Source organism: Pseudomonas sp. WP18 (assembly GCF_036689585.1).
GTDB classification, from domain to species: Bacteria; Pseudomonadota; Gammaproteobacteria; order Pseudomonadales; family Pseudomonadaceae; genus Aquipseudomonas; species Aquipseudomonas chlororaphis_E.
In genome coordinates, this window is record NZ_CP144758.1 from 4,044,277 (window position 1) to 4,065,172 (window position 20,896).

At 63.0% G+C, this 20,896-nt stretch carries 16 protein-coding genes; 7 read left to right on the plus strand and 9 right to left on the minus strand.

What is annotated here, in order from left to right; translation table 11 throughout:
• Window positions 1-20: 20 nt before the first annotated feature.
• Window positions 21-1,364: a glucarate dehydratase gene (gene gudD / locus V5F23_RS17800; RefSeq protein WP_212802793.1), complete on the plus strand. Its 1,344-nt coding sequence runs from the start codon at window positions 21-23 to the stop codon at window positions 1,362-1,364.
• A 328-nt stretch (window positions 1,365-1,692) separates the two neighbouring features.
• Window positions 1,693-2,610, plus strand: coding sequence for an IS110 family transposase (locus V5F23_RS17805; protein ID WP_047737935.1), 918 nt, complete (start codon window positions 1,693-1,695; stop codon window positions 2,608-2,610).
• Between the two features lie 89 nt (window positions 2,611-2,699).
• Here the strand turns inward: V5F23_RS17805 and glgB are convergent, their stop codons facing one another.
• The 3 genes from glgB to V5F23_RS17820 all read right to left on the minus strand — a co-directional run bounded on the left by glgB (window position 2,700) and on the right by V5F23_RS17820 (window position 10,508).
• On the minus strand, window positions 2,700-4,934 hold the full coding sequence (glgB, locus tag V5F23_RS17810; protein ID WP_042732774.1) for a 1,4-alpha-glucan branching protein GlgB: 2,235 nt from the start codon (window positions 4,932-4,934) through the stop codon (window positions 2,700-2,702).
• An 11-nt stretch (window positions 4,935-4,945) separates the two neighbouring features.
• On the minus strand, window positions 4,946-8,290 hold the full coding sequence (treS, locus tag V5F23_RS17815; RefSeq protein WP_212802794.1) for a maltose alpha-D-glucosyltransferase: 3,345 nt from the start codon (window positions 8,288-8,290) through the stop codon (window positions 4,946-4,948).
• A 220-nt stretch (window positions 8,291-8,510) separates the two neighbouring features.
• Complete coding sequence (locus V5F23_RS17820) at window positions 8,511-10,508, minus strand: alpha-1,4-glucan--maltose-1-phosphate maltosyltransferase (RefSeq protein ID WP_042732983.1); 1,998 nt, start codon at window positions 10,506-10,508, stop codon at window positions 8,511-8,513.
• 212 nt (window positions 10,509-10,720) lie between these two features.
• On the opposite strand from V5F23_RS17820, the gene V5F23_RS17825 reads away from it, so the two are divergent.
• Window positions 10,721-10,885, plus strand: coding sequence for a hypothetical protein (locus V5F23_RS17825; RefSeq protein ID WP_013692690.1), 165 nt, complete (start codon window positions 10,721-10,723; stop codon window positions 10,883-10,885).
• Window positions 10,886-11,175: 290 nt separating this feature from the next.
• Here V5F23_RS17825 and V5F23_RS17830 read toward each other — a convergent pair whose 3' ends face one another.
• Entirely contained in the window at window positions 11,176-11,676 is a 501-nt protein-coding gene (locus tag V5F23_RS17830; protein WP_047739142.1) for an MgtC/SapB family protein, read from the minus strand.
• A gap of 136 nt (window positions 11,677-11,812) precedes the next feature.
• On the opposite strand from V5F23_RS17830, the gene V5F23_RS17835 reads away from it, so the two are divergent.
• From V5F23_RS17835 to mapR, 3 genes are all read left to right on the plus strand, one after another.
• Window positions 11,813-12,046, plus strand: a complete 234-nt coding sequence (locus V5F23_RS17835; RefSeq protein ID WP_042728718.1) for a DUF3203 family protein — start codon at window positions 11,813-11,815, stop codon at window positions 12,044-12,046.
• A 203-nt stretch (window positions 12,047-12,249) separates the two neighbouring features.
• Window positions 12,250-13,662, plus strand: coding sequence for a cytochrome c oxidase accessory protein CcoG (ccoG, locus tag V5F23_RS17840; RefSeq protein ID WP_042728719.1), 1,413 nt, complete (start codon window positions 12,250-12,252; stop codon window positions 13,660-13,662).
• 63 nt (window positions 13,663-13,725) lie between these two features.
• A complete protein-coding gene (gene mapR / locus V5F23_RS17845) occupies window positions 13,726-15,135 on the plus strand; it encodes a GntR family transcriptional regulator MpaR (RefSeq protein ID WP_042728744.1) in 1,410 nt (469 codons plus the stop codon).
• A gap of 113 nt (window positions 15,136-15,248) precedes the next feature.
• Here the strand turns inward: mapR and V5F23_RS17850 are convergent, their stop codons facing one another.
• Both V5F23_RS17850 and V5F23_RS17855 read right to left on the minus strand, forming a co-directional pair.
• Window positions 15,249-15,995, minus strand: a complete 747-nt coding sequence (locus tag V5F23_RS17850; RefSeq protein WP_042728720.1) for an SDR family oxidoreductase — start codon at window positions 15,993-15,995, stop codon at window positions 15,249-15,251.
• A gap of 78 nt (window positions 15,996-16,073) precedes the next feature.
• Window positions 16,074-16,952, minus strand: a complete 879-nt coding sequence (locus V5F23_RS17855; RefSeq protein ID WP_042728721.1) for a Dyp-type peroxidase — start codon at window positions 16,950-16,952, stop codon at window positions 16,074-16,076.
• 243 nt (window positions 16,953-17,195) lie between these two features.
• On the opposite strand from V5F23_RS17855, the gene ampC reads away from it, so the two are divergent.
• Entirely contained in the window at window positions 17,196-18,344 is a 1,149-nt protein-coding gene (gene ampC / locus V5F23_RS17860; protein WP_042728722.1) for a class C beta-lactamase, read from the plus strand.
• A gap of 58 nt (window positions 18,345-18,402) precedes the next feature.
• Here the strand turns inward: ampC and V5F23_RS17865 are convergent, their stop codons facing one another.
• The 3 genes from V5F23_RS17865 to V5F23_RS17875 form a co-directional block, all read right to left on the minus strand.
• On the minus strand, window positions 18,403-18,954 hold the full coding sequence (locus V5F23_RS17865) for a DUF4174 domain-containing protein (protein ID WP_042728723.1): 552 nt from the start codon (window positions 18,952-18,954) through the stop codon (window positions 18,403-18,405).
• 234 nt (window positions 18,955-19,188) lie between these two features.
• Window positions 19,189-19,974, minus strand: a complete 786-nt coding sequence (locus V5F23_RS17870) for a sulfite exporter TauE/SafE family protein (protein ID WP_042728724.1) — start codon at window positions 19,972-19,974, stop codon at window positions 19,189-19,191.
• 109 nt (window positions 19,975-20,083) lie between these two features.
• Entirely contained in the window at window positions 20,084-20,809 is a 726-nt protein-coding gene (locus V5F23_RS17875; protein ID WP_338498958.1) for a hypothetical protein, read from the minus strand.
• Window positions 20,810-20,896 lie beyond the last annotated feature (87 nt).

Here is a 20,896-nt window from a genome sequence, read left to right on the forward strand (position 1 = left end):
ATTGCTCAAGGACTCGCACCATGAATTCTCAAGAAACCAGCAACGCCCCGATCATCACCAGCATGCAGGTCGTGCCCGTGGCCGGTCATGACGGCATGCTGCTGAACCTCAGCGGCGCCCATGGCCCGTTCTTCACCCGTAACGTGGTCATTCTCAAGGACAACGCCGGCCACACCGGCGTCGGCGAAGTGCCCGGCGGCGAACGCATTCGCCAGACCCTCGAAGACGCCCGCTCGCTGGTGGTCGGCAGCCCCATCGGCACCTACCAGAAGATCCTCAACACCGTGCGTCATGCGTTCGCCGACCGCGATGCCGGCGGCCGCGGCCTGCAGACCTTCGACCTGCGCATCACCATCCACGCGGTGACCGGCCTTGAAGCCGCCCTGCTGGACCTGCTCGGCCAGCATCTGGACGTGCCGGTGGCAGCCCTGCTCGGCGAAGGCCAGCAGCGCGACGAAGTGAAGATGCTCGGCTACCTGTTCTACGTCGGCGACCGCCAACAGACCGACCTGGCCTACCGCAGCGAGCCGGACGCCGACATCGACTGGTTTCGCGTGCGTCACGAAAAAGCCCTGGACGCCGACGCCGTGGTCCGCCTGGCCGAAGCCGCCCATGCCCACTATGGCTTCCAGGACTTCAAGCTCAAGGGCGGCGTGCTCAAGGGCGACAAAGAAATCGAAGCGGTCACGGCCCTCGCCGAGCGCTTTCCCCAGGCACGCATCACCCTCGACCCGAACGGCGCCTGGTCACTGAAGGAAGCGATCCGCCTGTGCCGCGACCAGCACAAGGTCCTGGCGTATGCCGAAGACCCTTGCGGTGCCGAGCAGGGCTATTCCGGCCGGGAGGTCATGGCCGAGTTCCGCCGCGCGACCGGCCTCAAGACCGCGACCAACATGATCGCCACCGACTGGCGCGAGATGGGCCATGCCATCACCTTGCAGTCCGTGGACATCCCCCTGGCCGACCCGCACTTCTGGACTATGCAGGGTTCCGTGCGCGTGGCGCAGATGTGCAACGAATGGGGCCTGACCTGGGGTTCTCACTCCAACAATCACTTCGATATTTCATTGGCGATGTTCACCCACGTGGCCGCCGCCGCGCCGGGCGACATCACGGCCATCGATACCCACTGGATCTGGCAGGACGGCCAGCGGCTGACCAAGGCGCCCTTGCAGATCCAGGGCGGCTGCGTGCAAGTGCCGAAAAAACCGGGGCTGGGGATCGAACTGGACACCGATCAACTGGCCAAGGCCCATGAACTGTACAAGGGCATGGGCCTCGGCGCACGGGACGATGCGGTGGCGATGCAGTACCTGATTCCGGGCTGGACGTTCAACAACAAGCGGCCGTGCCTGGTGCGCTGAAGGAATCACAAAAGTCCTTCAGGTGAGCACATCCATGTGGGAGCGGGCTTGCTCGCGAAGAGGGCCTGACAGTCAGCATCGATATTGACCGTCAGACCGCTCTTCGCGAGCAAACCCGCTTGTGTCTGAGTAAGGGAATAAACTCTGGGGTGAGAGGGGTAGATGGCAAGCTGTGAGTCCGCGGTGCTTGAAGCACGAGTGGGAGCAAAGCTGCCATCTACCTTTCTACTCTGGCCCATAAGCCCGAACAGTTGGACGAGCGGCACTCGAATCACAAGCGTGGGCAAAGCCAGAGCACTCTCATTTCTGAGTGTAAGAGGGTTTTGCCATGATTTCCTGGGTCGGTATCGATATATCCAAATCAAATCTCGTCGTTTGGGTTCGACCACAGAACCAAGGCTACGAGGTCCCCAATACGCCTGAGGGTTTTGCACAGCTGGTCGAACAGCTAAGCCCGTACACGATTGGCCGGGTGTTACTGGAAGCCACGGGCGGCTATGAACGAAAGGTTATGGCAGCACTGCAGGAGGCAGGTTTCAATGTGCTCAGGATCAACCCTCGCCGGGCTAGAGCCTTCGCCGTAGCAATGGGCAAGAATGCCAAGACCGACCCCATCGATGCGGCTGTTCTTGCCGATTTTGCCGAAGCTCTGCATGCGTCTCACGAAAAGCCCATTTCACCTGAGCGTGAAGCACTGCGGGAGCTGATTCAGCTGCGCGAACACTTCGTCCAGCAACGAGATGACAACAAGCGCCGGCTACAGCAGGCTCAGCTTCCGGCGGTTATCGAGGTGATCAAAGATCATATTCGCTACCTGCAAATCCAAATCAAGCAGTTTGGCAAAGCCATTAATCAAAGCATGCGTAAGCTGGATGCGGAGAAAGCCGACCGACTCACATCAGTTAAAGGGATCGGCACTGTGGCGACTGCTAGTTTGTTGGTTTACCTGCCTGAGCTCGGTGAGCTTGATCGCAGAGAGATCGCGTCCCTGGCGGGAATCGCCCCCTACAACGACGACAGTGGCAATCACAGCGGCAAACGTCAGATTTACGGAGGAAGAGCGCGGGTCAGACGTGCGCTTTATATGTCGTGCTGGGTTGTCATCCGCTATCACGCCGACTTCAAGGCCCGGTACGAAGCACTTCGAGGGCGAGGCAAGAGCGCGAAAGTCGCGCTCATCGCCTGCATGCGAATATTGCTAATCAGACTGAATGCCATGCTTCGAGACGGCACTGAATGGCGGTGACGGGTGGCAGAGGTAAGACAGTTGCTCCCACATTGGAACTGCGGTGATCTTTGATTCTGTAACCGCCACAGTTGGCCTTTATGTAACCCCTAACCCTCCGGCCGCAGGATCAGCACCGCCAACGGCGGCAGGTTGAGCTCCAGCGACAGGGCCTGGCCATGGCTCGGCACCTCTTCGGTGCTGGCACCGCCACTGTTGCCATAGTTGGACCCGGCGTAGGTCGCGGCATCGCTGTTGAGCAGTTCCACCCACCGCCCAGGGAACGGCACGCCCACCCGGTAGGCCTCACGCGGCACCGGGGTGAAGTTGGCGACCACCAGCACCGGCCGGCCTTCCTTGCTCCAACGCAGCCACGCATAGACGCTGTTCATCGCGTCGTCGCCAATCAGCCATTGGAAACCCTGGGGCGCATCGTCCTGGTCGTGCAGGGCCGGCTCCTCGCGGTACAACCGGTTCAAATCCTTGACCAGTTGCTGGACACCGCGGTGCTCAGGGTATTGCAGCAGGTACCAGTCCAGTTGCTGATCGTGGTTCCACTCGCGCCACTGGCCGAACTCGCAGCCCATGAACAGCAGTTTCTTGCCCGGATGCCCCCACATGAAGCTTAAGTAGGCGCGCAGGTTGGCGAACTTCTGCCAGCGATCACCGGGCATCTTGTCGATCAGCGAACGTTTGCCATGGACCACTTCGTCATGGGAAATCGGCAGGACGAAGCGTTCCGACCAGGCGTACACCAGGCCGAAACTCAGTTCATTGTGGTGATGGGCGCGGTACACCGGGTCCTGCTGGATGTAGTGCAGCGAATCGTGCATCCAGCCCATGTTCCACTTGTAGGAAAAGCCCAGGCCGCCCTGCTGCGTGCTCTGGCTGACGCCCGGCCACGCGGTGGACTCCTCGGCGATGACCAGCGCGCCCGGCGCCTCCAGCGCCACCACGTCGTTGAGATGACGCAGGAAATCGATGGCTTCCAGGTTCTCGCGGCCACCGTGGCGGTTGGGCACCCACTCGCCAGCCTTGCGCGAATAGTCGCGATAGAGCATCGAGGCGACGGCATCCACACGCAGGCCATCGATATGGAAATGCTTGAGCCAATGCAACGCCGACGCCAGCATGAAGCCGTGGACCTCGGTGCGCCCGAGGTTGTAGATCAGGGTGTCCCAATCCTGGTGGAAGCCCTCCAGCGGGTTGCCGTATTCGTACAGCGCGGTGCCATCGAACTGGGCCAAGCCGTGGGTGTCGGTGGGGAAATGCGCCGGCACCCAGTCCAGGATCACCCCGATGTCAGCCTGGTGACAGGCGTTGACGAACGCGGCGAAATCATCCGGCGAACCGAAGCGTGCGGTCGGTGCAAACTGCGACAGCGGCTGGTAGCCCCAAGACCCGCCGAACGGGTGTTCCATGATCGGCATCAGCTCGATATGGGTGAAGCCCAGGTCCTTGACGTAAGGCACCAGGCGCTCGGCCATTTCGTGCCAGTTGTATTGCCGGGCAACTTCCCCCGCCTCGTCGGTCTCGCATTGCCAGGAACCGGCGTGCAACTCGTAGATCGACAGCGGTGCACCGGGCAATTGCCGCTCGCGGCGCCGTTGCATCCAGTCATCGTCCTGCCAGTCGATCTTCAACGGCGAGGCGACTTTCGAGGCGGTGTCTGGCGGCATCCGCGTGGCCAGCGCCACCGGGTCGGCCTTGAGCGGCAGGATGCCGTGGGCACCGAGGATTTCATACTTGTAGGCTTCGCCCGCGCCCAGTCGGGGAATGAACAGCTCCCACACGCCGGAGGGATACCGGATGCGCATCGGGTGCCGACGGCCGTCCCAGACGTTGAAATCCCCCACCACCGAGACCCGTCGCGCGTTCGGCGCCCACACGGCGAAGCGTACGCCGTCGACGCCGTCCACCGTGGTCAACTGCGCGCCAAGACAGGAACTGAGGTCGCGATGGTTGCCCTCGGCAAACAGGTAAAGGTCCATCTCCCCGAGCAAGGCGCCAAAACTGTAGGGGTCTTCGGCCACTTGCTCGCCGCCGGCCCAGCGGGTACGCAGCAGGTACGCCTGGGCATGGTCGAAATGCCCGACGAACAGGCCCGGGGTTTCGGTCAGTTGCAGCTCCCCCAGTTCCTGGCCACCGTCGCGGGCCAGCACATGCACGCTCAGCGCACCCGGCAGGTAGGCGCGGATGAACTGCCCGCCGGCCCCGTCGCCGTGGGGGCCGAGGATGGAAAACGGGTCGTGGTGTTCGGCACGCACCAGCGCGTCGATGTCCTTGGCGGACGGCAGCAACACGTCCTTGGGCTGCCCTTGGGGTTCTTTGTTCGAGACGCTCATGATTCTCTCCACTAAATCGGTCCGGCTAAATCGGAAAAGGGTTCCAGCCCACTCAACAACCCGTACAGACCGTGCAACGGCACGGGCAGCCAGGCGGGGCGATTCTCGGCTTCATAGGCCACTTCATAGGCCGCCTTCTCCAGGCCGAACAACGCCAGCGCGGCGTCTTCGCCTTCAGCATCCTTCCATTCATGGGCAAGACTAGCTGCCGCCAGCCGGTATGCCTCGACAAATGCCTGACGAGCCTCTTTGAGGTAACGATCGGCCACCCGTTGCCGGGCCGCATCGGCGTCGGCCGTACTGTCGACCGTGTGCAAGTGGATCGCCATCGCCGCCGCATAATCGAAGGACCGCAGCACCCCGCTGACGTCCTTGTACGGGCTGTGCTTGCCCCGACGCTCATGCAACGGCCGCGCCGGCTCGCCTTCGAAGTCGATCAGGTAGGCATCGCCCTTGATCACCAGCACCTGCCCCAGGTGCAAGTCGCCATGCACGCGGATACGCAAGCCACCCACCGCCTTGCCTGCCAGCTCCTGGACATGGGCCAGGACGGTTTTTTTGTGCTCCAGCAGGCGTGCGACCATGGCCTGGTCGGTGGGGTTCAATTGGCCTTGGTGCTGCTTGAGCAGGCGCAGGGCATGTTCCACCTGGGCAGCCACATCCTTGCCAATGGCCTGGGCTTCCTTGGCCGTGGTGGTCTGCGCGGTGAAGTCCGGGTCATCGGTCGGCTGGGCCAGCACCTGGTGCATTTCTCCCAGCCGCTGGCCGAGCATGCCGGCGAAGTCCTTCAACTCGCCCAAGGCGTTGTAATGCTGCTCCTGCTCGGACACGGCGTCCGCTAACTCGTCGCGCAGCGCACGCTCCAGGTTGTTCTGGGTCCACTCCCACGCGTCGCCCTGGTTGTTCAGGTAACCCTGGGCGATCATCAGCAGCGCGTCTTCGCCCTCGGCGTCGCGACGTACCACGGAACCGAGCAACGGCGAAATGTTGCTAAAGCCCGCAGCGGTCAGATAGGCGCTCATTTCCAGTTCCGGGTGGACGCCCGAGGCGACCTTGCGGATCAGCTTGAGCACCAGGCTGCCACCGACCACCACAGAACTGTTGGATTGCTCGGCGGACAGGTAGCGCACCTCCGGTTCGTCACCCAGGTTCAAAGCCGCCAGGCCTTCGGTGGGTTCGAAACGCAATTCGCCTTCGGCGCACGGCAGCACCGTACCAGCCTGCATGTTCTGCAACACCGCCCGGATGAAGCTTTCCAAGCTGAAGGCATCGGTGATCAGCCCGACCTGGCGGACCCGCCGAACCCGCGACAATGCCAGTTGTTGCGGCAACGCCGCGCCCACCTGGTCTTCGGCCAGCAGCCCGAACGGCAGTTGATAACGCAGGGTCTGGCCGCCGCTGGTGACGTCGATCTCACTGAGCAGCACCGGATGCTGCGGGTCACCGAAACGCACGCCATAAACGATGTCGACCTTCTCGATGGCGCTGTCCTTGCCGGCGAACCAGCGCCGGTTCTGCAGCCAGCTCGGCAGGATGCTTTGCTCCAACGTGGTGCGCGACGGCGCTTCGAGCAACTCTTCCAGGCGTTTTTTCAGTACCAGGGTGGTGAAGTCCGGCAGGCTCTGGGCCGGCTCGACGTGCCAGCTCGGCATCTGGTTTTCCGCCGCCAGGGCGAACCAGTAAAAACCGTACGGCGCCAGGGTCAGCAGGAAATTCAGCTGGCCGATGGGCGGGAACGCATTACCGCCGAGCATCTCCACCGGCACCATGCCGGCGTAGGCCGACAGGTCCAGTTCGGCCGCCTGGGCACTGCGTGACACGTTGGCCACGCACAGGATGATTTCGTGCTTGCCATCGGGGCCGGTGTATTCGCGGGTGTAGGCCAGGATCCGGCGGTTGCTCGGCGACAGCATCTTCAGGGTGCCACGGCCGAAGGCCTTGGACTGCTTGCGCACCGCCAGCATCCGCCGGGTCCAGTTGAGCAGCGAATGAGGGTCGCCGGCCTGGGTCTCGACGTTGACCGACTGGTAGCCGTACTGCGGGTCCATGATCGGCGGCAGCACCAGGCTGGCCGGGTCGGCGCGGGAGAAGCCGCCGTTGCGGTCGATCGACCACTGCATCGGCGTACGCACGCCGTCGCGGTCGCCCAGGTAGATGTTGTCGCCCATGCCGATCTCATCGCCGTAGTACAAGGTCGGCGTGCCGGGCATCGACAGCAGCAGGCTGTTGAGCAGTTCCACGCGACGCCGGTCGCGCTCCACCAATGGCGCCAGGCGCCGGCGGATGCCCAGGTTGATGCGCGCGCGCCGGTCAGCCGCGTAGTAGTTCCACAGGTAATCGCGCTCCTTGTCGGTGACCATCTCCAGGGTCAGTTCATCGTGGTTGCGCAGGAAAATCGCCCACTGGCAATTGGCCGGGATCTCCGGCGTCTGGCGCAGGATGTCGGTGATGGGGAACCGGTCTTCCTGAGCCAGCGCCATGTACATGCGCGGCATCAGCGGGAAGTGGAACGCCATGTGGCATTCGTCACCGTTCAGGCCCTGGGCATCCACATCGCCGAAATACAACTGAGTGTCTTCGGGCCACTGGTTGGCTTCGGCCAGCAGCATCCTGTCGGGGTAGTTGGCATCGATCTCGGCGCGGATCAACTTCAGCACGTCGTGGGTTTCAGGCAGGTTCTCGTTGTTGGTGCCGTCACGCTCGATCAGGTACGGAATGGCATCCAGGCGCAGGCCGTCGATGCCCATGTCCAGCCAATAGCGCATCACCGACAGTACCGCCTTGATCACCTGCGGGTTGTCGAAGTTGAGGTCCGGCTGATGGGAATAGAAGCGGTGCCAGAAGTACTGGCCGGCCACCGGGTCCCAGGTCCAGTTGGACTTCTCGGTGTCGAGGAAGATGATCCGGGTGCCGTCGTACTTGTGGTCGTCATCGGACCAGACGTAGAAGTCCCGCGCCTTGGAGCCGGGCTTGGCCTTGCGGGCGCGCTGGAACCAAGGATGCTGGTCGGAGGTGTGGTTGATGACCAGCTCGGTGATCACCCGCAGGTTGCGTTTGTGAGCCTCGGCAATGAACCGCCTTGCATCGGCCATGGTGCCGTAGTCGGGGCTCACGCCACGGTACTCGGCAATGTCGTAGCCGTCGTCGCGCCGTGGCGACGGGTAGAACGGCAACAGCCAGATGGTGTTGACGCCCAGGTCGGCGATGTAGTCGAGCTTCTCGATCAGGCCGGGAAAGTCGCCGATTCCGTCATTGTTGGAGTCGAAATAGGACTTCACGTGGACCTGGTAGATCACCGCATCCTTGTACCAGAGCGGGTCTTTGATAAAGGTGGCAGACCGGGGTTTCTTCGCCATTTGCAACTCCTGATCAATTCAATAAAGCCGCTGGGACGGGCTTGCGAGGTCTTTGTGGCGAGGGGATTTATCCCCGCTGGGTTGCGAAGCGACCCCAAAAAAGCTCAATGCAATCTGGCTGACACACCGAGGTGCCTTGCTTTGGGGCTGCTTCGCAACCCAACGGGGATAAATCCCCTCGCCACAGTTAAATCCCACTTGGCTCACAGGCTTGTTTGCCTCAAGACACACTGATGCGCCAGATCCCGAACGGCTGGTACCCTGGGTCGATGCGCATGAACTGGTACTTGCCATACCAGGTCCAGCGATGCCCGTTCATCAAATCCTCGCCCTGGGTCTGGGCATCGTCCGGCAGGCCCATTTCCCACAGCGGCAACTCGAAATTGGCTTCTTGCGGGTTGTGCGGGTCAAGGCTCACCGCCACCAGGATGAAATTGCTGCCGTCGGGCGTGCGCTTGCCGAAATAGAGGATGTTGTCGTTCCACGCGTTGTAGACCGTCAGCCCCAGGTGCGTATGCAGCGCCGGGTTCTGGCGGCGGATGCGGTTGAGCTGGGCGATCTCGGCAATGATGTTGCCCGGCGCGGTGAAGTCCCGGGGGCGGATCTCGTATTTCTCCGAGTCGAGGTATTCCTCCTTGCCCGGTACCGGCGCCGACTCGCACAGTTCGAACCCCGAATACATGCCCCACAAGCCCGAGCCCATGGTCGCCAGGGCGGCACGGATGAGAAAACCGGCGCGCCCGGAGTGATGGAGAAACGCCGGGTTGATGTCCGGGGTATTGACGAAAAAGTTCGGCCGATAGCATTCGCGCAACGGTGACTCATTGAGCTCGGTGAAATAGGCAGCCAGCTCAGCCTTGGTATTGCGCCAGGTGAAATAGGTGTAGCTCTGGGAATAACCGACCTTGCCCAGGCGTGCCATCATCGCCGGGGTAGTGAACGCCTCGGCCAGGAACATCACCTCCGGGTACTGGGCCCGGACATCGGCGATCAGCCATTGCCAGAACGGCAACGGCTTGGTGTGGGGGTTGTCGACGCGGAAAATCTTCACGCCCTCGTTGACCCAACCGACCACGATGTCCCGCAACTCCAGCCACAGGCTGGGAATCGCATCCGCCGCATAGAAGTCGACATTGACGATGTCCTGGTATTTCTTCGGCGGGTTCTCGGCGTATTTGATCGTGCCGTCCGGGCGCCAGCTGAACCAGCCCGGATGCTGCTTGAGCCAGGGGTGGTCCTGGGAACACTGGATGGCGAAGTCGAGAGCGATTTCCAGGCCGTGGTCGGCGGCGGCCGCGACCAACCGACGAAAATCCTCGCGGGTCCCCAGTTGCGGGTGGATCGCCTCGTGCCCGCCCGCCTCGCTGCCGATGGCATAAGGACTGCCCGGGTCCTCGGGGCCTGCGGTGAGGGAGTTATTGGGCCCCTTGCGGAAACTGCGGCCGATGGGATGGATGGGCGGGAAGTACAGCACGTCGAAGCCCATGTCCTGGATCATCGACAGCCGTGAGTGCACGTCGTTGAAAGTGCCGTGGCGCTTGGGGTCATCGGTGATCGAGCGCGGGAACAGCTCGTACCAACTGGCGAACTCGGCCAGCGGACGCTCGACGTCCAGGTGGTATTCGGGGCTGAGGCTCAGGTATGGCCGGTGGTCGGCCTGGGCCATCAGGTCGGCGCTGCGCGGCGCCAAAAACAACGCCACCTGCTCCGCCGGCAACAGGCCGGACAGCTCATCGTGCAGCGCGCTCAACTGGTCGCGCAACTCGCCGTCACTGCGCTCGGCCGCCAGGTGCACATGATTGCGCCCTTCCTGCAGTTCGAGGGCGATGGGCACGCCGGCGCCGTACTTCTTCTCCAGCTCATAACAGAAGCTGGCGTATTGATCGAACCAGGCCTCGATGCAAAACACGTAGCGTCCCTGCTCCGGCACAGTGAACTGGCCGCGCCATCCGTTGTTGCCCAGATCAGTCATGACCTCGCTGTTCCAGCGTTCCGCTTGCAGCGACCGCCAGCGGATGCGCACCGCCAGCTTGTCGTGTCCGTCGGTGAACACCTTGCTGGTCACCGTTACGTCCCGCCCGGCCACGACCTTGGCGGCAAACTGTCCGCCATCGATCGTCGGCATGGTGTTTTCAATCGCAATCCTGGGCAACAAAAGGGCCTGGGACAATGGCAGGTGCGGGTTGTACACAAGGTCGGTCGGCTGTTCAGCAGTCATCGAGCATCGCTCCTTTTACGCCCAATGGACGCGCTTGTGGCGGTAAAGGCCCAACGGGTCCCGTGAAAAAACTCACTTAAACTCCGAACCGAATCGACGGCCAAAAGTTCAGCAAGATTTGGCCCGCGATGCGCTGGGGATAAAACCCGGCGCAAGGGGGTCAACAACCATAAGCACGACTCAAGCCATCTGTATTACGGAGACCCGTCCTGATGAATATTCCGATCCCGGCCGAAACCCCGGACCCCAATATCGACGACCCCACCCTGCCCCCACCGGGGCCTGATCCGGAGCCCATCCCCGAGAAAGACCCGCCGCTGGATCCCCAGCCGCCGTTGGGCGACCCACCCAGCGAGGCGCCCCCGGAACGGGTTTGATGCTCAAGCTTAGTAGGAGACTTGCGAGAGCGAGCCTGCTCGCGATAGCGGTGTAGTCAGTTGAGGTGAACGCTGGCTGGTCGGACGCCTTCGCGAGCAAGCTCGCTCCCACGGGGATGCGTTGGTATCCGTTCCTAGGCTCTGTCTGAAAAGCCTGGATACTCGTTCATGCTGCGTTGAAAACCGGCTCGGAATGCTCATTTACTCCAGTAAAGTCGAGCGCGACCCCGGCCGTTCCTCGCCGGTTTTCGCCTTGCCTGACCTTCGCCTCAAGACTTTTCAAACAGAGCCTAAGGTTGGTCGTCGTTTTCCAGTGCCCGGACAATCAGCGGCATCACACTGAAGATCACCAGCGCCAGTATCGTACTCACCACGGCCGTGGCTTCGCGGCCCAAGCCTGCGGCGACGCCGATGGCCGCGGTCATCCACAGCCCCGCGGCGGTGGTCAGGCCCTTGACATGGCCGACATCGCCCTCGGTGTTCTTCAAGATCGTACCGGCGCCCAAAAAGCCGATGCCGGCCACCACCCCCTGGATGACCCGGCTCATGGCGTCGGCCTGGGAGCCGGACAGTTGCGGCACCAGGACAAACAGCGCAGCGCCCAGCGCCACCAGCATATGCGTGCGCACACCGGCGGCCTTGCCCTTGTGTTCGCGCTCGAAACCCAGGATGCCGCCAAGCAGCGCGGCCATCAGCAGGCGCACCGTGACGCGGGTCATCTGTTCCACATCGGCAATGTCGGCGAATTCCGCTTGCAGGGTCATCCAGATTCGTTGCCACCAGGTTTCCATCGACCACGCTCCTTCCATTCGTTAAACGATGGACCGCAAGCGGCGCCAGAGGTGCGCCCGACCGCTGATCCGGCGCAACGAACCCTGCGTACCGCCAGGCGCCTAACGCACAAGCCCCCAAGAAAGGAGCACCACCATGACTGTGCGAATCGTTGACCAGACCTGTTACTTCGACACCCCCAACGGCCAGGAACAACGCGCCGCTGGCGAACTGACCATCATCACCTGCGAGGAAAAAGCCATGTCGGCGGTCGATCTCAATGGCGCCCGGGTCTACATCACCGAGGCCGAAGCCGATGCCCTGACGGTGGCCGGCGCGGTGGACGGGCGCCAGAACCTCAAGGCGACCGACAGCGGTTCGGTGATCTAGCCAACCTGCCGTACTGCTCCGAGGGGGTCTGCCCGATCCCCGGGGCAGGTACATGTTTGTCAGTTCGCTCCTGCATCAAACTGTCGCAGGGCCTGGCTTCGAGGGCATCTGATCCGGTTTTTATCGATTCACCTGAGTCTGTTATGCAAACAGTTCGATGGTCATAGTGCCCCGGCCAGATAACGGCTGATGAGCGACCGACCATGAGCGATAGAATCCCCGTCCAGTTGATACAGACCTTCGAACCTGCGCCGGCGAAGATAAAGGCCAGGACCACCGACAACCTGATCCACACCCGCAGCTTCACCGGTTTGTTCCGCACCTTGCGCCTGAGCGGCGCGGGCGTGCTGTTCCTGCTGTTCTTCGGCACGGTGTGGCTGGACTGGGGCGGCCGCCAGGCGGTGCTCTGGGATCTTTCCGAAAGCAAATTCCATATTTTCGGCGCGACCTTCTGGCCCCAGGATTTCATCCTGCTGTCGGCGCTGTTGATCATCGCCGCCTTCGGCCTGTTCGCGATCACCGTGTTCGCCGGTCGCGTGTGGTGCGGCTACACCTGCCCGCAGAGCTCCTGGACCTGGATCTTCATGTGGTGCGAGAAAGTCACCGAAGGCGAACGCAACCAGCGGATCAAGCTGCAGGCCGCGCCCTGGGGCCTGAACAAACTCCTGCGCCGTTCGGCCAAGCACACCCTGTGGCTGGCCATCAGCCTGCTCACCGGGTTGACGTTCGTCGGCTATTTCACCCCGATCCGGCCGCTGGCCGAAGCGCTGCTGACCCTGCAGATCGGCGGCGTCAGCCTGTTCTGGGTGCTGTTCTTCACCGCTGCCACCTACCTCAACGCCGGCTGGCTGCGCGAGGCGGTGTGCATGCACATGTGCCCCTACGCGCGCTTTCAGAGCGTGATGTTCGACAAGGACACCCTGACCATTTCCTATGACGCCGCCCGTGGCGAGATCCGCGGGCCGCGCAAGCGCGACGTGAAGCCGGCCAACATCGGCCTGGGTGACTGCATCGATTGCCAGATGTGCGTGCAGGTCTGCCCCACCGGCATCGACATCCGCGACGGCCTGCAAATGGAATGCATCGGCTGCGCAGCCTGCATCGATGCCTGTGACTCGATCATGGACAAGATGGGTTACGCCCGCGGGCTGATCAAATACACCTCCGAGCATCAGTTGCAAGGTGGCAAGACCCATCTGCTGCGGCCACGCCTGATCGGCTACACCGCCGTGCTGCTGGTGATGATCGGTGCACTGGCCGTGGCACTGGTGGAGCGGCCCATGGTGTCCCTGGACGTAAGCAAGGACCGCGGCCTGTTCCGCGAGAACAGCCAGGGCCAGATCGAGAACATCTACAGCCTGAAGATCATCAACAAGACCCAGCAGCGCCAGGCCTACACCCTGTCGCTGCAGGATGGCGAAGGCTTCACCTTGCAGGGCAAGACGCACCTGAGCCTGGCGCCGGGTGAGATCGTCGACGTGCCGGTGTCGGTGGCGATGCTCAGCGAGCGTCCGAGCAGCAGCTCCCAGGAATTGACCTTCAAAGTGACCGACAGCGACGAGCCGCGCACCCACAGCGTGGCCAAGAGCCGTTTTGTCGCGCCGATGAACCGGTGAGGCGATAAGATGCCCGACGCACAGCTCCAGTCTGACCTCGAACCGCTGCACAATGGGCTCGCCATGAAACGCTACGAGAAATTCGCCGACGACATCGCTGAACTGATCCGCTCCGGCATGCTGGGGCCGGGCCAGCGAGTGCCCTCGGTGCGTTACGCCAGCCAGACCTACGGCGTCAGCCCGTCCACGGTGTTCCAGGCGTATTACCTGCTGGAGCGACGCGGCCTGATCCGGGCCCGGCCACGCTCGGGCTACTTCGTCAATGCCCATGCGCCGACGCCGTTTTCCGAGCCGGCGATCAGCAGCCCCGTGCACGAGTCCACCGAAGTCGACGTCAGCGAACTGGTGTTCTCGGTGCTGGAATCGATCAAGGACCCGACCACGGTGCCCTTCGGCTCGGCGTTCCCCAGCCCGACGTTGTTTCCGCTGCATCGGTTGTCGCGCTCGCTGTCCAGTGCCACCCGAGACATGGACCCGCGAGTGGTTGTCACGGACATGTCGCCGGGCAATCCGCAGTTGCGCCGGCAAATCGCCCTGCGCTACATGGTCGGCGGGCTGATGTTGCCGATGGAGGAACTGCTGGTGACCAATGGCGCGCTGGAGGCCCTGAACCTGTGCCTGCAAGCCGTGACCGAGCCCGGCGACCTGGTGGCGATCGAAGCACCGGCGTTCTACGCCAGCCTGCAGGTATTGGAGCGACTCAAGCTCAAGGCAGTGGAAATCCCCGTCCACCCGCGCGACGGCCTTGACCTGGAAGTGCTGGCGCAAACCTTGGAACGCCACCCGATCAAGGCCTGCTGGTGCATGACCAGTTTCCAGAACCCCATGGGCGCAACGCTGCCCGAGGCCCGCAAGCAAGCGCTGGTCGAGTTGCTGCGCCGCCACCAGGTGCCGCTGATCGAAGACGACGTGTACGCCGAACTCTACTATGGCCAACAGGCCCCAAAACCGGCTAAGGCATTCGACACCGAGGGCCTGGTGATGCATTGCGGCTCCTTCGCCAAGAGCCTGGCACCGGGCTATCGCATCGGTTGGGTCGCTGCCGGGCGCTATGCGCAGAAGATCGAACGGCTCAAGCTCATGACCTCCCTGTGCGCCTCGATGCCGGCCCAGGCGGCCATCGCCGACTACCTGCAACACGGTGGCTACGACCGTCACCTGCGCAAGTTGCGTTATGCCCTGGAAGAACAGCAAAGTGCGATGCGCGCCGCCATCGCCCGTTATTTCCCGGCCCAGACCCGCGTCAGCCAGCCGGCGGGCGGCTACTTCCTGTGGCTGGAACTGCCCGAGCAGATGGACTCGCTGAAGCTGTTCCAGATGGCCCTGGCCCAAGGCATCAGCATCGCGCCGGGGCCGATCTTTTCACCGACCCGGCGGTTCAGGAACTGCATTCGCCTGAACTACGGCAGCCCGTGGACCGAGGCGTCGGAAAAGGCCATGGAAACATTGGGGCGGATTATCCGCTCGTTCTGAGATCAGGGTAGCGCCCTTCGCGAGCAAGCTCGCTCCCACAACGGATCGTTATCGCAGACGATCCATGTGGACGCGAGCAGGGTCGCGAAAGCGCCGCAACAGACAGGCTGAGCTCAGCGCCCGCCCCCCAGGTCCACGAACGTCCCGGTGGCGTACGATGCCTTGTCCGACAGCAACCAGATGATCGCTTCGGCCACTTCATCCGGCCGCCCGCCCCTTGCCATGGGGATCGCCGACTCAAGTTTGCTGACCCGGTCCGGGTCGCCGCTGAGGGCATGGAAATCGGTGTAGATGTAGCCTGGCCGCACCGCGTTGACGCGAATGCCTTCGCCGGCCACTTCCTTGGACAGGCCAATGGTGAAGGTGTCCAGGGCGCCCTTGGAGGCCGCGTAGTCGACGTACTCGCTGGGCGAGCCGAGGCGCGCGGCCACCGAGGAGACGTTGACGATGCTCCCGCCCTGCCCGCCATGCCGTGGCGACATGCGCAGCACCGCGTGCTTGGCGCATAGGATCGGCCCCATCACGTTGGTCCGCATGACCTTGAGGATGCGGAACTCGGACATTTCATCGAGGCGAGCCTTCTGGGCGACGGTGCCGGCGTTGTTCACCAGAGCGGTAACGCGGCCCAACTCGGCATCCACCCGGTCGAACAGCGCGATCACTTCGTCCTCGATGCTCACGTCGGCCCGCACGGCAATCGCCTGCACGCCTTTGGCCCGGACCTGTGCGAGCACCTCCAGGGCAGCGCTTTCATCGGACTGGTAGTTGATGCAGATCCGATACCCCAGCTCGGCAGCCAGCAGCGCCGTGGCAGCCCCGATCCCGCGGCCGCCCCCCGTGATGACGATGACTTTATCCACGCTTGCTTCTCCCGTTCCACGGATAGAGGTCCGGCCCAAGAATAGCGTTCACCTCACGCTTTGCACAAACCGTTGCGCTTAGCGAGCCAGGGCGCGCAGGTCCAGGCGTGCGTCCAGCCGTGGCGGGCACCAGTAGTAGCCCCCGGTGATCGGCCGGCTCATGCGATACAGGCCGTCGGTGATGCCGTCCTCCAGGCCACTCATGCGGCGCAATTGCGCCTCGAAGGCATCGAGGGAGAAACCGAACGCCAGGAACATCAGGCCCGCGCGGTCGCCTTCGATCCAGGGCATGGAGCGGCGCACGACGAAAGCCTCGGGCGCGAAGCTCTCCTGGGCAGTGCGCTTGACGTGGGCCGACTCCGGCGCCTCGTCGATTTCTTCGTTGTCGCTCAGGCGCCGGCCCATGATGTTGTCGCGCTCACCGGGCGACATCGCCGCGAAGCCATCCAGGTCGTGCTGCCATTGCTGGATCGCCGCGAAACTGCCCCCGCGCAGGCCGTCTGCCCCTTGGGCCAGGGCGGCCGCGACGGCCGCTTCGTCGTGGGGGTTCTCGGTGCCGTCCTCGTAACCCGTGAGGTCATGGCCGGTCATGTGGCGGAAAGTTTCGTTCATCTGCACCAGGCGCAAGGCCGGGGCCAGCGCCGTCTCGATGGCGCGGCTGCGGTGCAGCAACTCGCCGCGGTCTTCGCCATGCAGCCAGCACCACAGCGCATGCTGGGTGGAGGGGTTGTCGACGCCCACGCCGGCCAGCGCGGGAAAGGCCCGCAAACCTTCGATCTGGGCGCCCAGGGCCTTCACCAGCGGCTCACCAAAGCCGATCACCGCGCGCTCATCCAGCAGCAACACGAGTTTGTCTATCGCAGCCGGCAGTGCCTCGACCGATTCCAGGGCAAAAAACAGATGACGGGCCTGAGGCGGAACAGGGGTGGCGAGAATGCCAGGCTGGTAGTAACTCATGTGAACTCCTTTAGAAAGAGCGCAAGTTTACCCGGCGGCCAGGAATTTGTGTGGTTTGCCATGCATGGCCACTGGCCTGGGATTCGCAGCGATTTCGTAGGATCTTTCCGACGCCCAGGCCAGACAACTCGGAACCACGCCTGGCAACGTCCGGCCACCGATTGCCGAGCCGCGGAAAACGGCCTAGATTGACGCCCCTTCAGGTGCACCCCAGGCACCGGACACCCAAGGAGACGGTCCGACATGCACATGGCCAGATCAACCCTCGCCGGCGCTTTCCTGCTGCTTTGCGGGGCAACCACGGGCTTCGCCCAGGACCGCATTGAAGAGACGGTCAACGCCGCCATCGAGCCCTTGATGAAGCAACAGGACATCGCCGGCATGGCGGTGGCGATCACCCTCGACGGGCAACGTCATTTCTTCAATTATGGCGTGGCCTCCAAGGACACCCGGCAGGCGGTCACCGACCAGACCCTCTTCGAAATCGGCTCGGTCAGCAAGACCTTCACCGCGACGCTCGGCGCCTATGCCCTGGCCCAAGGCAAGCTGTCGCTGTCGGACCCCGCCAGCCGCTTTGCTCCCGAGCTGCGCGGCAGCGCCTTCGACGGCATCAGCCTGCTCAACCTCGCCACCTATAGCGCCGGCGGCCTGCCGCTGCAGTTCCCCCAGGAAGCGGACCACCCGGAGAGGATGTTCGGCTACTTCAAGACCTGGAAACCGCTCTACCCGGCCGGCACCCAACGGCTCTACTCGAACCCCAGCATCGGTTTGTTCGGCTACCTGGCAGCCCGCAGCCTGGGCCAGCCGTTCGAGCAAGCGATGGAGCAGACGCTGATGCCGAAGCTGGGCCTCACGCACAGTTATGTACGGGTACCGCCAGACCAACTGGAGCGCTATGCCCAAGGCTACGCGAAGGATGGCAAGCCCGTGCGGGTCGGGCCGGGGGCGCTGGATGCGCAGGCCTACGGGGTCAAGACCAACTCAGCGGACCTGATTCGTTTCGTCGAGGCCAACCTGCAGCCGGAAAAACTGGACGCCGACCTGCGCCAGGCCATCGCCACCACCCACAGCGGTTTCTACACGATGGGCGGCATGACCCAGGGCCTGGGCTGGGAGTTCTACCCCTACCCGGTGACACTGGACGCACTGCTGGCAGGTAACTCAGTGGAGGTCGCCATGCAGCCGAACAAGGTGCAGCCCCTCGAACCGCCCCGCCCGGCGCCGGACGATGCCTGGATCAACAAGACCGGCTCGACCGGCGGCTTTGGCGCTTACGCGGCGTTCGTGCCGGGCAGGCACATGGGGATCGTGTTGCTGGCGAACAAGAATTATCCGATCGAGGAACGGGTGAAGGTTGCGTATCGGATACTGACGGCGCTGGATAAGCAATGATCGACCGTGGCGAGGGAGCTTGCTCCCTCGCCACAAACAGAAGCCTATGGATCTGTCATCAATCATCCAACGGCTTCGGCGCCGCCGCAGGTTTGCTCGCCTTGCCAGGCTTGGCGCCTTTGGCATCCTTGGCCGGGGCTGCTTCTGGCGCGGGAGGAGGAGGTGTTGGGGCGGCCGCTTCCTTTTCCGCGGCCGGCAGTTTGTCGACAGTGTCGAAAACGTCTTTGAGCTCGATCGCCCCGGAATGCTCAAGCTTCTTTTCCCCGTCCTTGCCCACCAGGATGATCTTGGTCTGGGCACCGGCGCCCAGCTTGAGTGAACGGATCAGGGACATGGTGCTTTGCGGGTCCAGGTCCTTGCCGTCCCGCTGGCCGATGGTGTTGAGCACCGTGTAGAGCACCATGTTGCGCTCTGCAAAACCTTGCTTGCCGGCTGGTTCTTCCAACGCTTTCTTCAGGCTGACCCAGGCCGGGTCTACCGTGCTGGGCGCGATGACGATCAAGGGGCGGGTCCTGCCCACCTCCGCCACCAGGGGTGAGTCGCCATCAGCGGCGAACAGCGGGCTGGCGACGGCCAGCAAGGTAGCGAAGGTCAACGACCGAATGAGCATGCGCCTCTCCTTTTGATATCTACGCTGTACTGATTGCGCATGGCGGCAATTGTTCCGCGAGTCGGCCAATACTGCGCCCGCCTGTGTTGAAGCTTAGGCCAGCGGGTTCATTGCGCAACTGAGTGCGAAGCCGGCATGGACCGGCCAGCATGGACCGCCAGGGAAGAAACCCTGTGGGAGCGAGCCTGCTCGGCAAAGCGGTGTGCCGTGCAGGCACGTGCTCACCGGCAGGCCTCAGAACGCCAGCTTGAACCCGATCATCGCCAGCATCACCGCCAGGCACGGGCGCAGCAGTTCATCGGAGATACGCCCCGACAAATGACTGCCCAGGTAGATCCCCGGCAACGAGCCGACCAGCAGGAAACCGAGGATGTGCCAGTCCATGTTGCCCATGCTCGCATGGCCGAGGCCAGCGACCAGGGTCAGCGGCACGGCGTGGGCGATTTCGGTGCCCACCAGGCGCTTGGTGACCAGGAAGGGATAGAGGATGAACAGCGCGACCGTGCCCAAGGCACCAGCACCGATGGAGGTCAGCGCAACCATGGTGCCCAGGATCAGGCCGGTGATGACGGTCAGCACGTTGAGGCGCGAGCCGGACGGGTTGTAGTGACCGCCAGCGCGGTCGTGGGCGAATTGCAGCAGGCGCTTCTTGAACAGGATCGCCAGGGCCGTGGCGAACAGCACGAAGCCCAGGGCCTGCTTGATCACCGCGTTCATGGCGTCGGGCGAGCTGTGCAGGCTGCTGAGAAACCACAGGGTCAAACCGACCGCCGGCACGCTGCCCAAGGTCAGCCAACCGGTGATGGCCCAGTCGATATTGCGATTTTTGGCGTGGACCAGCACACCGCCCGACTTGGTAATGGCCGCGTACAGCAGGTCAGTGCCCACCGCCGTCGCCGGGTTGATGCCAAACCACAGCAGAATGGGCGTCATCAACGAACCACCGCCGACGCCAGTCATCCCGACGATGAAGCCGACCACCAGGCCCGCTACGACTAAACCGACATTACCGAAATCCATCAAACCCGTCTCAGCGCAACCGCGTGGAAAATCTGGCCGCGAGCATAGCGATTTTTCTTATAACCCCCTATATCGATGTGATCTATCTTTATTCCTTTTTTAACGGTCGCTATTGAACCGGCAGGAAGTTCAGGAACAGCAGGCTCTGGGCATAGTTGAGCCCGATCCGGCGATAGCGCTCGTCCAGCATCTGCGTCAACAGGTCCAACCGCGCGACAATTTTCCCGAACTCCACGGCAAAGCTCAGGTTGCTGCCTTCCTCCGAGATCTCGTTGGAGAACAGCAGCGGCTTGCCGTCCTTGCCTTGGCGCTGGCTCAGGATCCAGGTGGCTTTCTCGATGTTGCGCGCGGCATTGCTGACGAAGCGCGGGTCGATGCTATCGGTCATGTAGAACTCGAGGCGATTGCCATGGGCCGTGACCAGCATGCTGCCGATGGCATAGATGAAGGCCCCGACCCGGTCCCCGAGAAATTCCGGACTCATTGCATAGCTCAACGCCGCCAGATCCTTCTTGCCTCCCAGGGTCGGCAAGGGCTGCTGCTGCTCGATGGCCATGCGCACCTGTTTTTCAGCGGTACGAGCGTCGAGAAAGCCCGACTTGCGCAGTTCGTCGGGGTTGCGCAGGTACAACTTGCTCATCAACAGGTAAAGGCTTTGCAGGTTGTCATGCATCGCCAACGTCGCCATGCGGTCGACGCTGGTCTGCAGGAACTCCTGGGGACGGGTGTTACCCAACTGCGTGACCATGTCCTGGCCTTGCTGGTGGCTGCAGCCGCTGAGCAGGGCCAGCACACTGATCAACACTGCTGCGCTGCGTCGTCGCAACGCACGCATCGAATAAAAAGCACCGGCCATCGAATCTCGGTCTGGGCAGGGGGACGCGGCGGGGGTCGCCGCTTCCAGGCCATGGATAGAGCGACA

Excerpts from the sequence above, each read along its gene's own strand:
- gudD (WP_212802793.1), top strand. The coding sequence starts at position 21 with ATGAATTCTCAAGAAACCAGCAACGCCCCGATCATCACCAGCATGCAG.
- V5F23_RS17805 (WP_047737935.1), top strand. The coding sequence starts at position 1,693 with ATGATTTCCTGGGTCGGTATCGATATATCCAAATCAAATCTCGTCGTT.
- glgB (WP_042732774.1), bottom strand. The coding sequence starts at position 4,934 with ATGAGCGTCTCGAACAAAGAACCCCAAGGGCAGCCCAAGGACGTGTTG.
- treS (WP_212802794.1), bottom strand. The coding sequence starts at position 8,290 with ATGGCGAAGAAACCCCGGTCTGCCACCTTTATCAAAGACCCGCTCTGG.
- V5F23_RS17820 (WP_042732983.1), bottom strand. The coding sequence starts at position 10,508 with ATGACTGCTGAACAGCCGACCGACCTTGTGTACAACCCGCACCTGCCA.
- V5F23_RS17825 (WP_013692690.1), top strand. The coding sequence starts at position 10,721 with ATGAATATTCCGATCCCGGCCGAAACCCCGGACCCCAATATCGACGAC.
- V5F23_RS17830 (WP_047739142.1), bottom strand. The coding sequence starts at position 11,676 with ATGGAAACCTGGTGGCAACGAATCTGGATGACCCTGCAAGCGGAATTC.
- V5F23_RS17835 (WP_042728718.1), top strand. The coding sequence starts at position 11,813 with ATGACTGTGCGAATCGTTGACCAGACCTGTTACTTCGACACCCCCAAC.
- ccoG (WP_042728719.1), top strand. The coding sequence starts at position 12,250 with ATGAGCGATAGAATCCCCGTCCAGTTGATACAGACCTTCGAACCTGCG.
- mapR (WP_042728744.1), top strand. The coding sequence starts at position 13,726 with ATGAAACGCTACGAGAAATTCGCCGACGACATCGCTGAACTGATCCGC.
- V5F23_RS17855 (WP_042728721.1), bottom strand. The coding sequence starts at position 16,952 with ATGAGTTACTACCAGCCTGGCATTCTCGCCACCCCTGTTCCGCCTCAG.
- ampC (WP_042728722.1), top strand. The coding sequence starts at position 17,196 with ATGCACATGGCCAGATCAACCCTCGCCGGCGCTTTCCTGCTGCTTTGC.
- V5F23_RS17865 (WP_042728723.1), bottom strand. The coding sequence starts at position 18,954 with ATGCTCATTCGGTCGTTGACCTTCGCTACCTTGCTGGCCGTCGCCAGC.
- V5F23_RS17870 (WP_042728724.1), bottom strand. The coding sequence starts at position 19,974 with ATGGATTTCGGTAATGTCGGTTTAGTCGTAGCGGGCCTGGTGGTCGGC.
- V5F23_RS17875 (WP_338498958.1), bottom strand. The coding sequence starts at position 20,809 with ATGCGTGCGTTGCGACGACGCAGCGCAGCAGTGTTGATCAGTGTGCTG.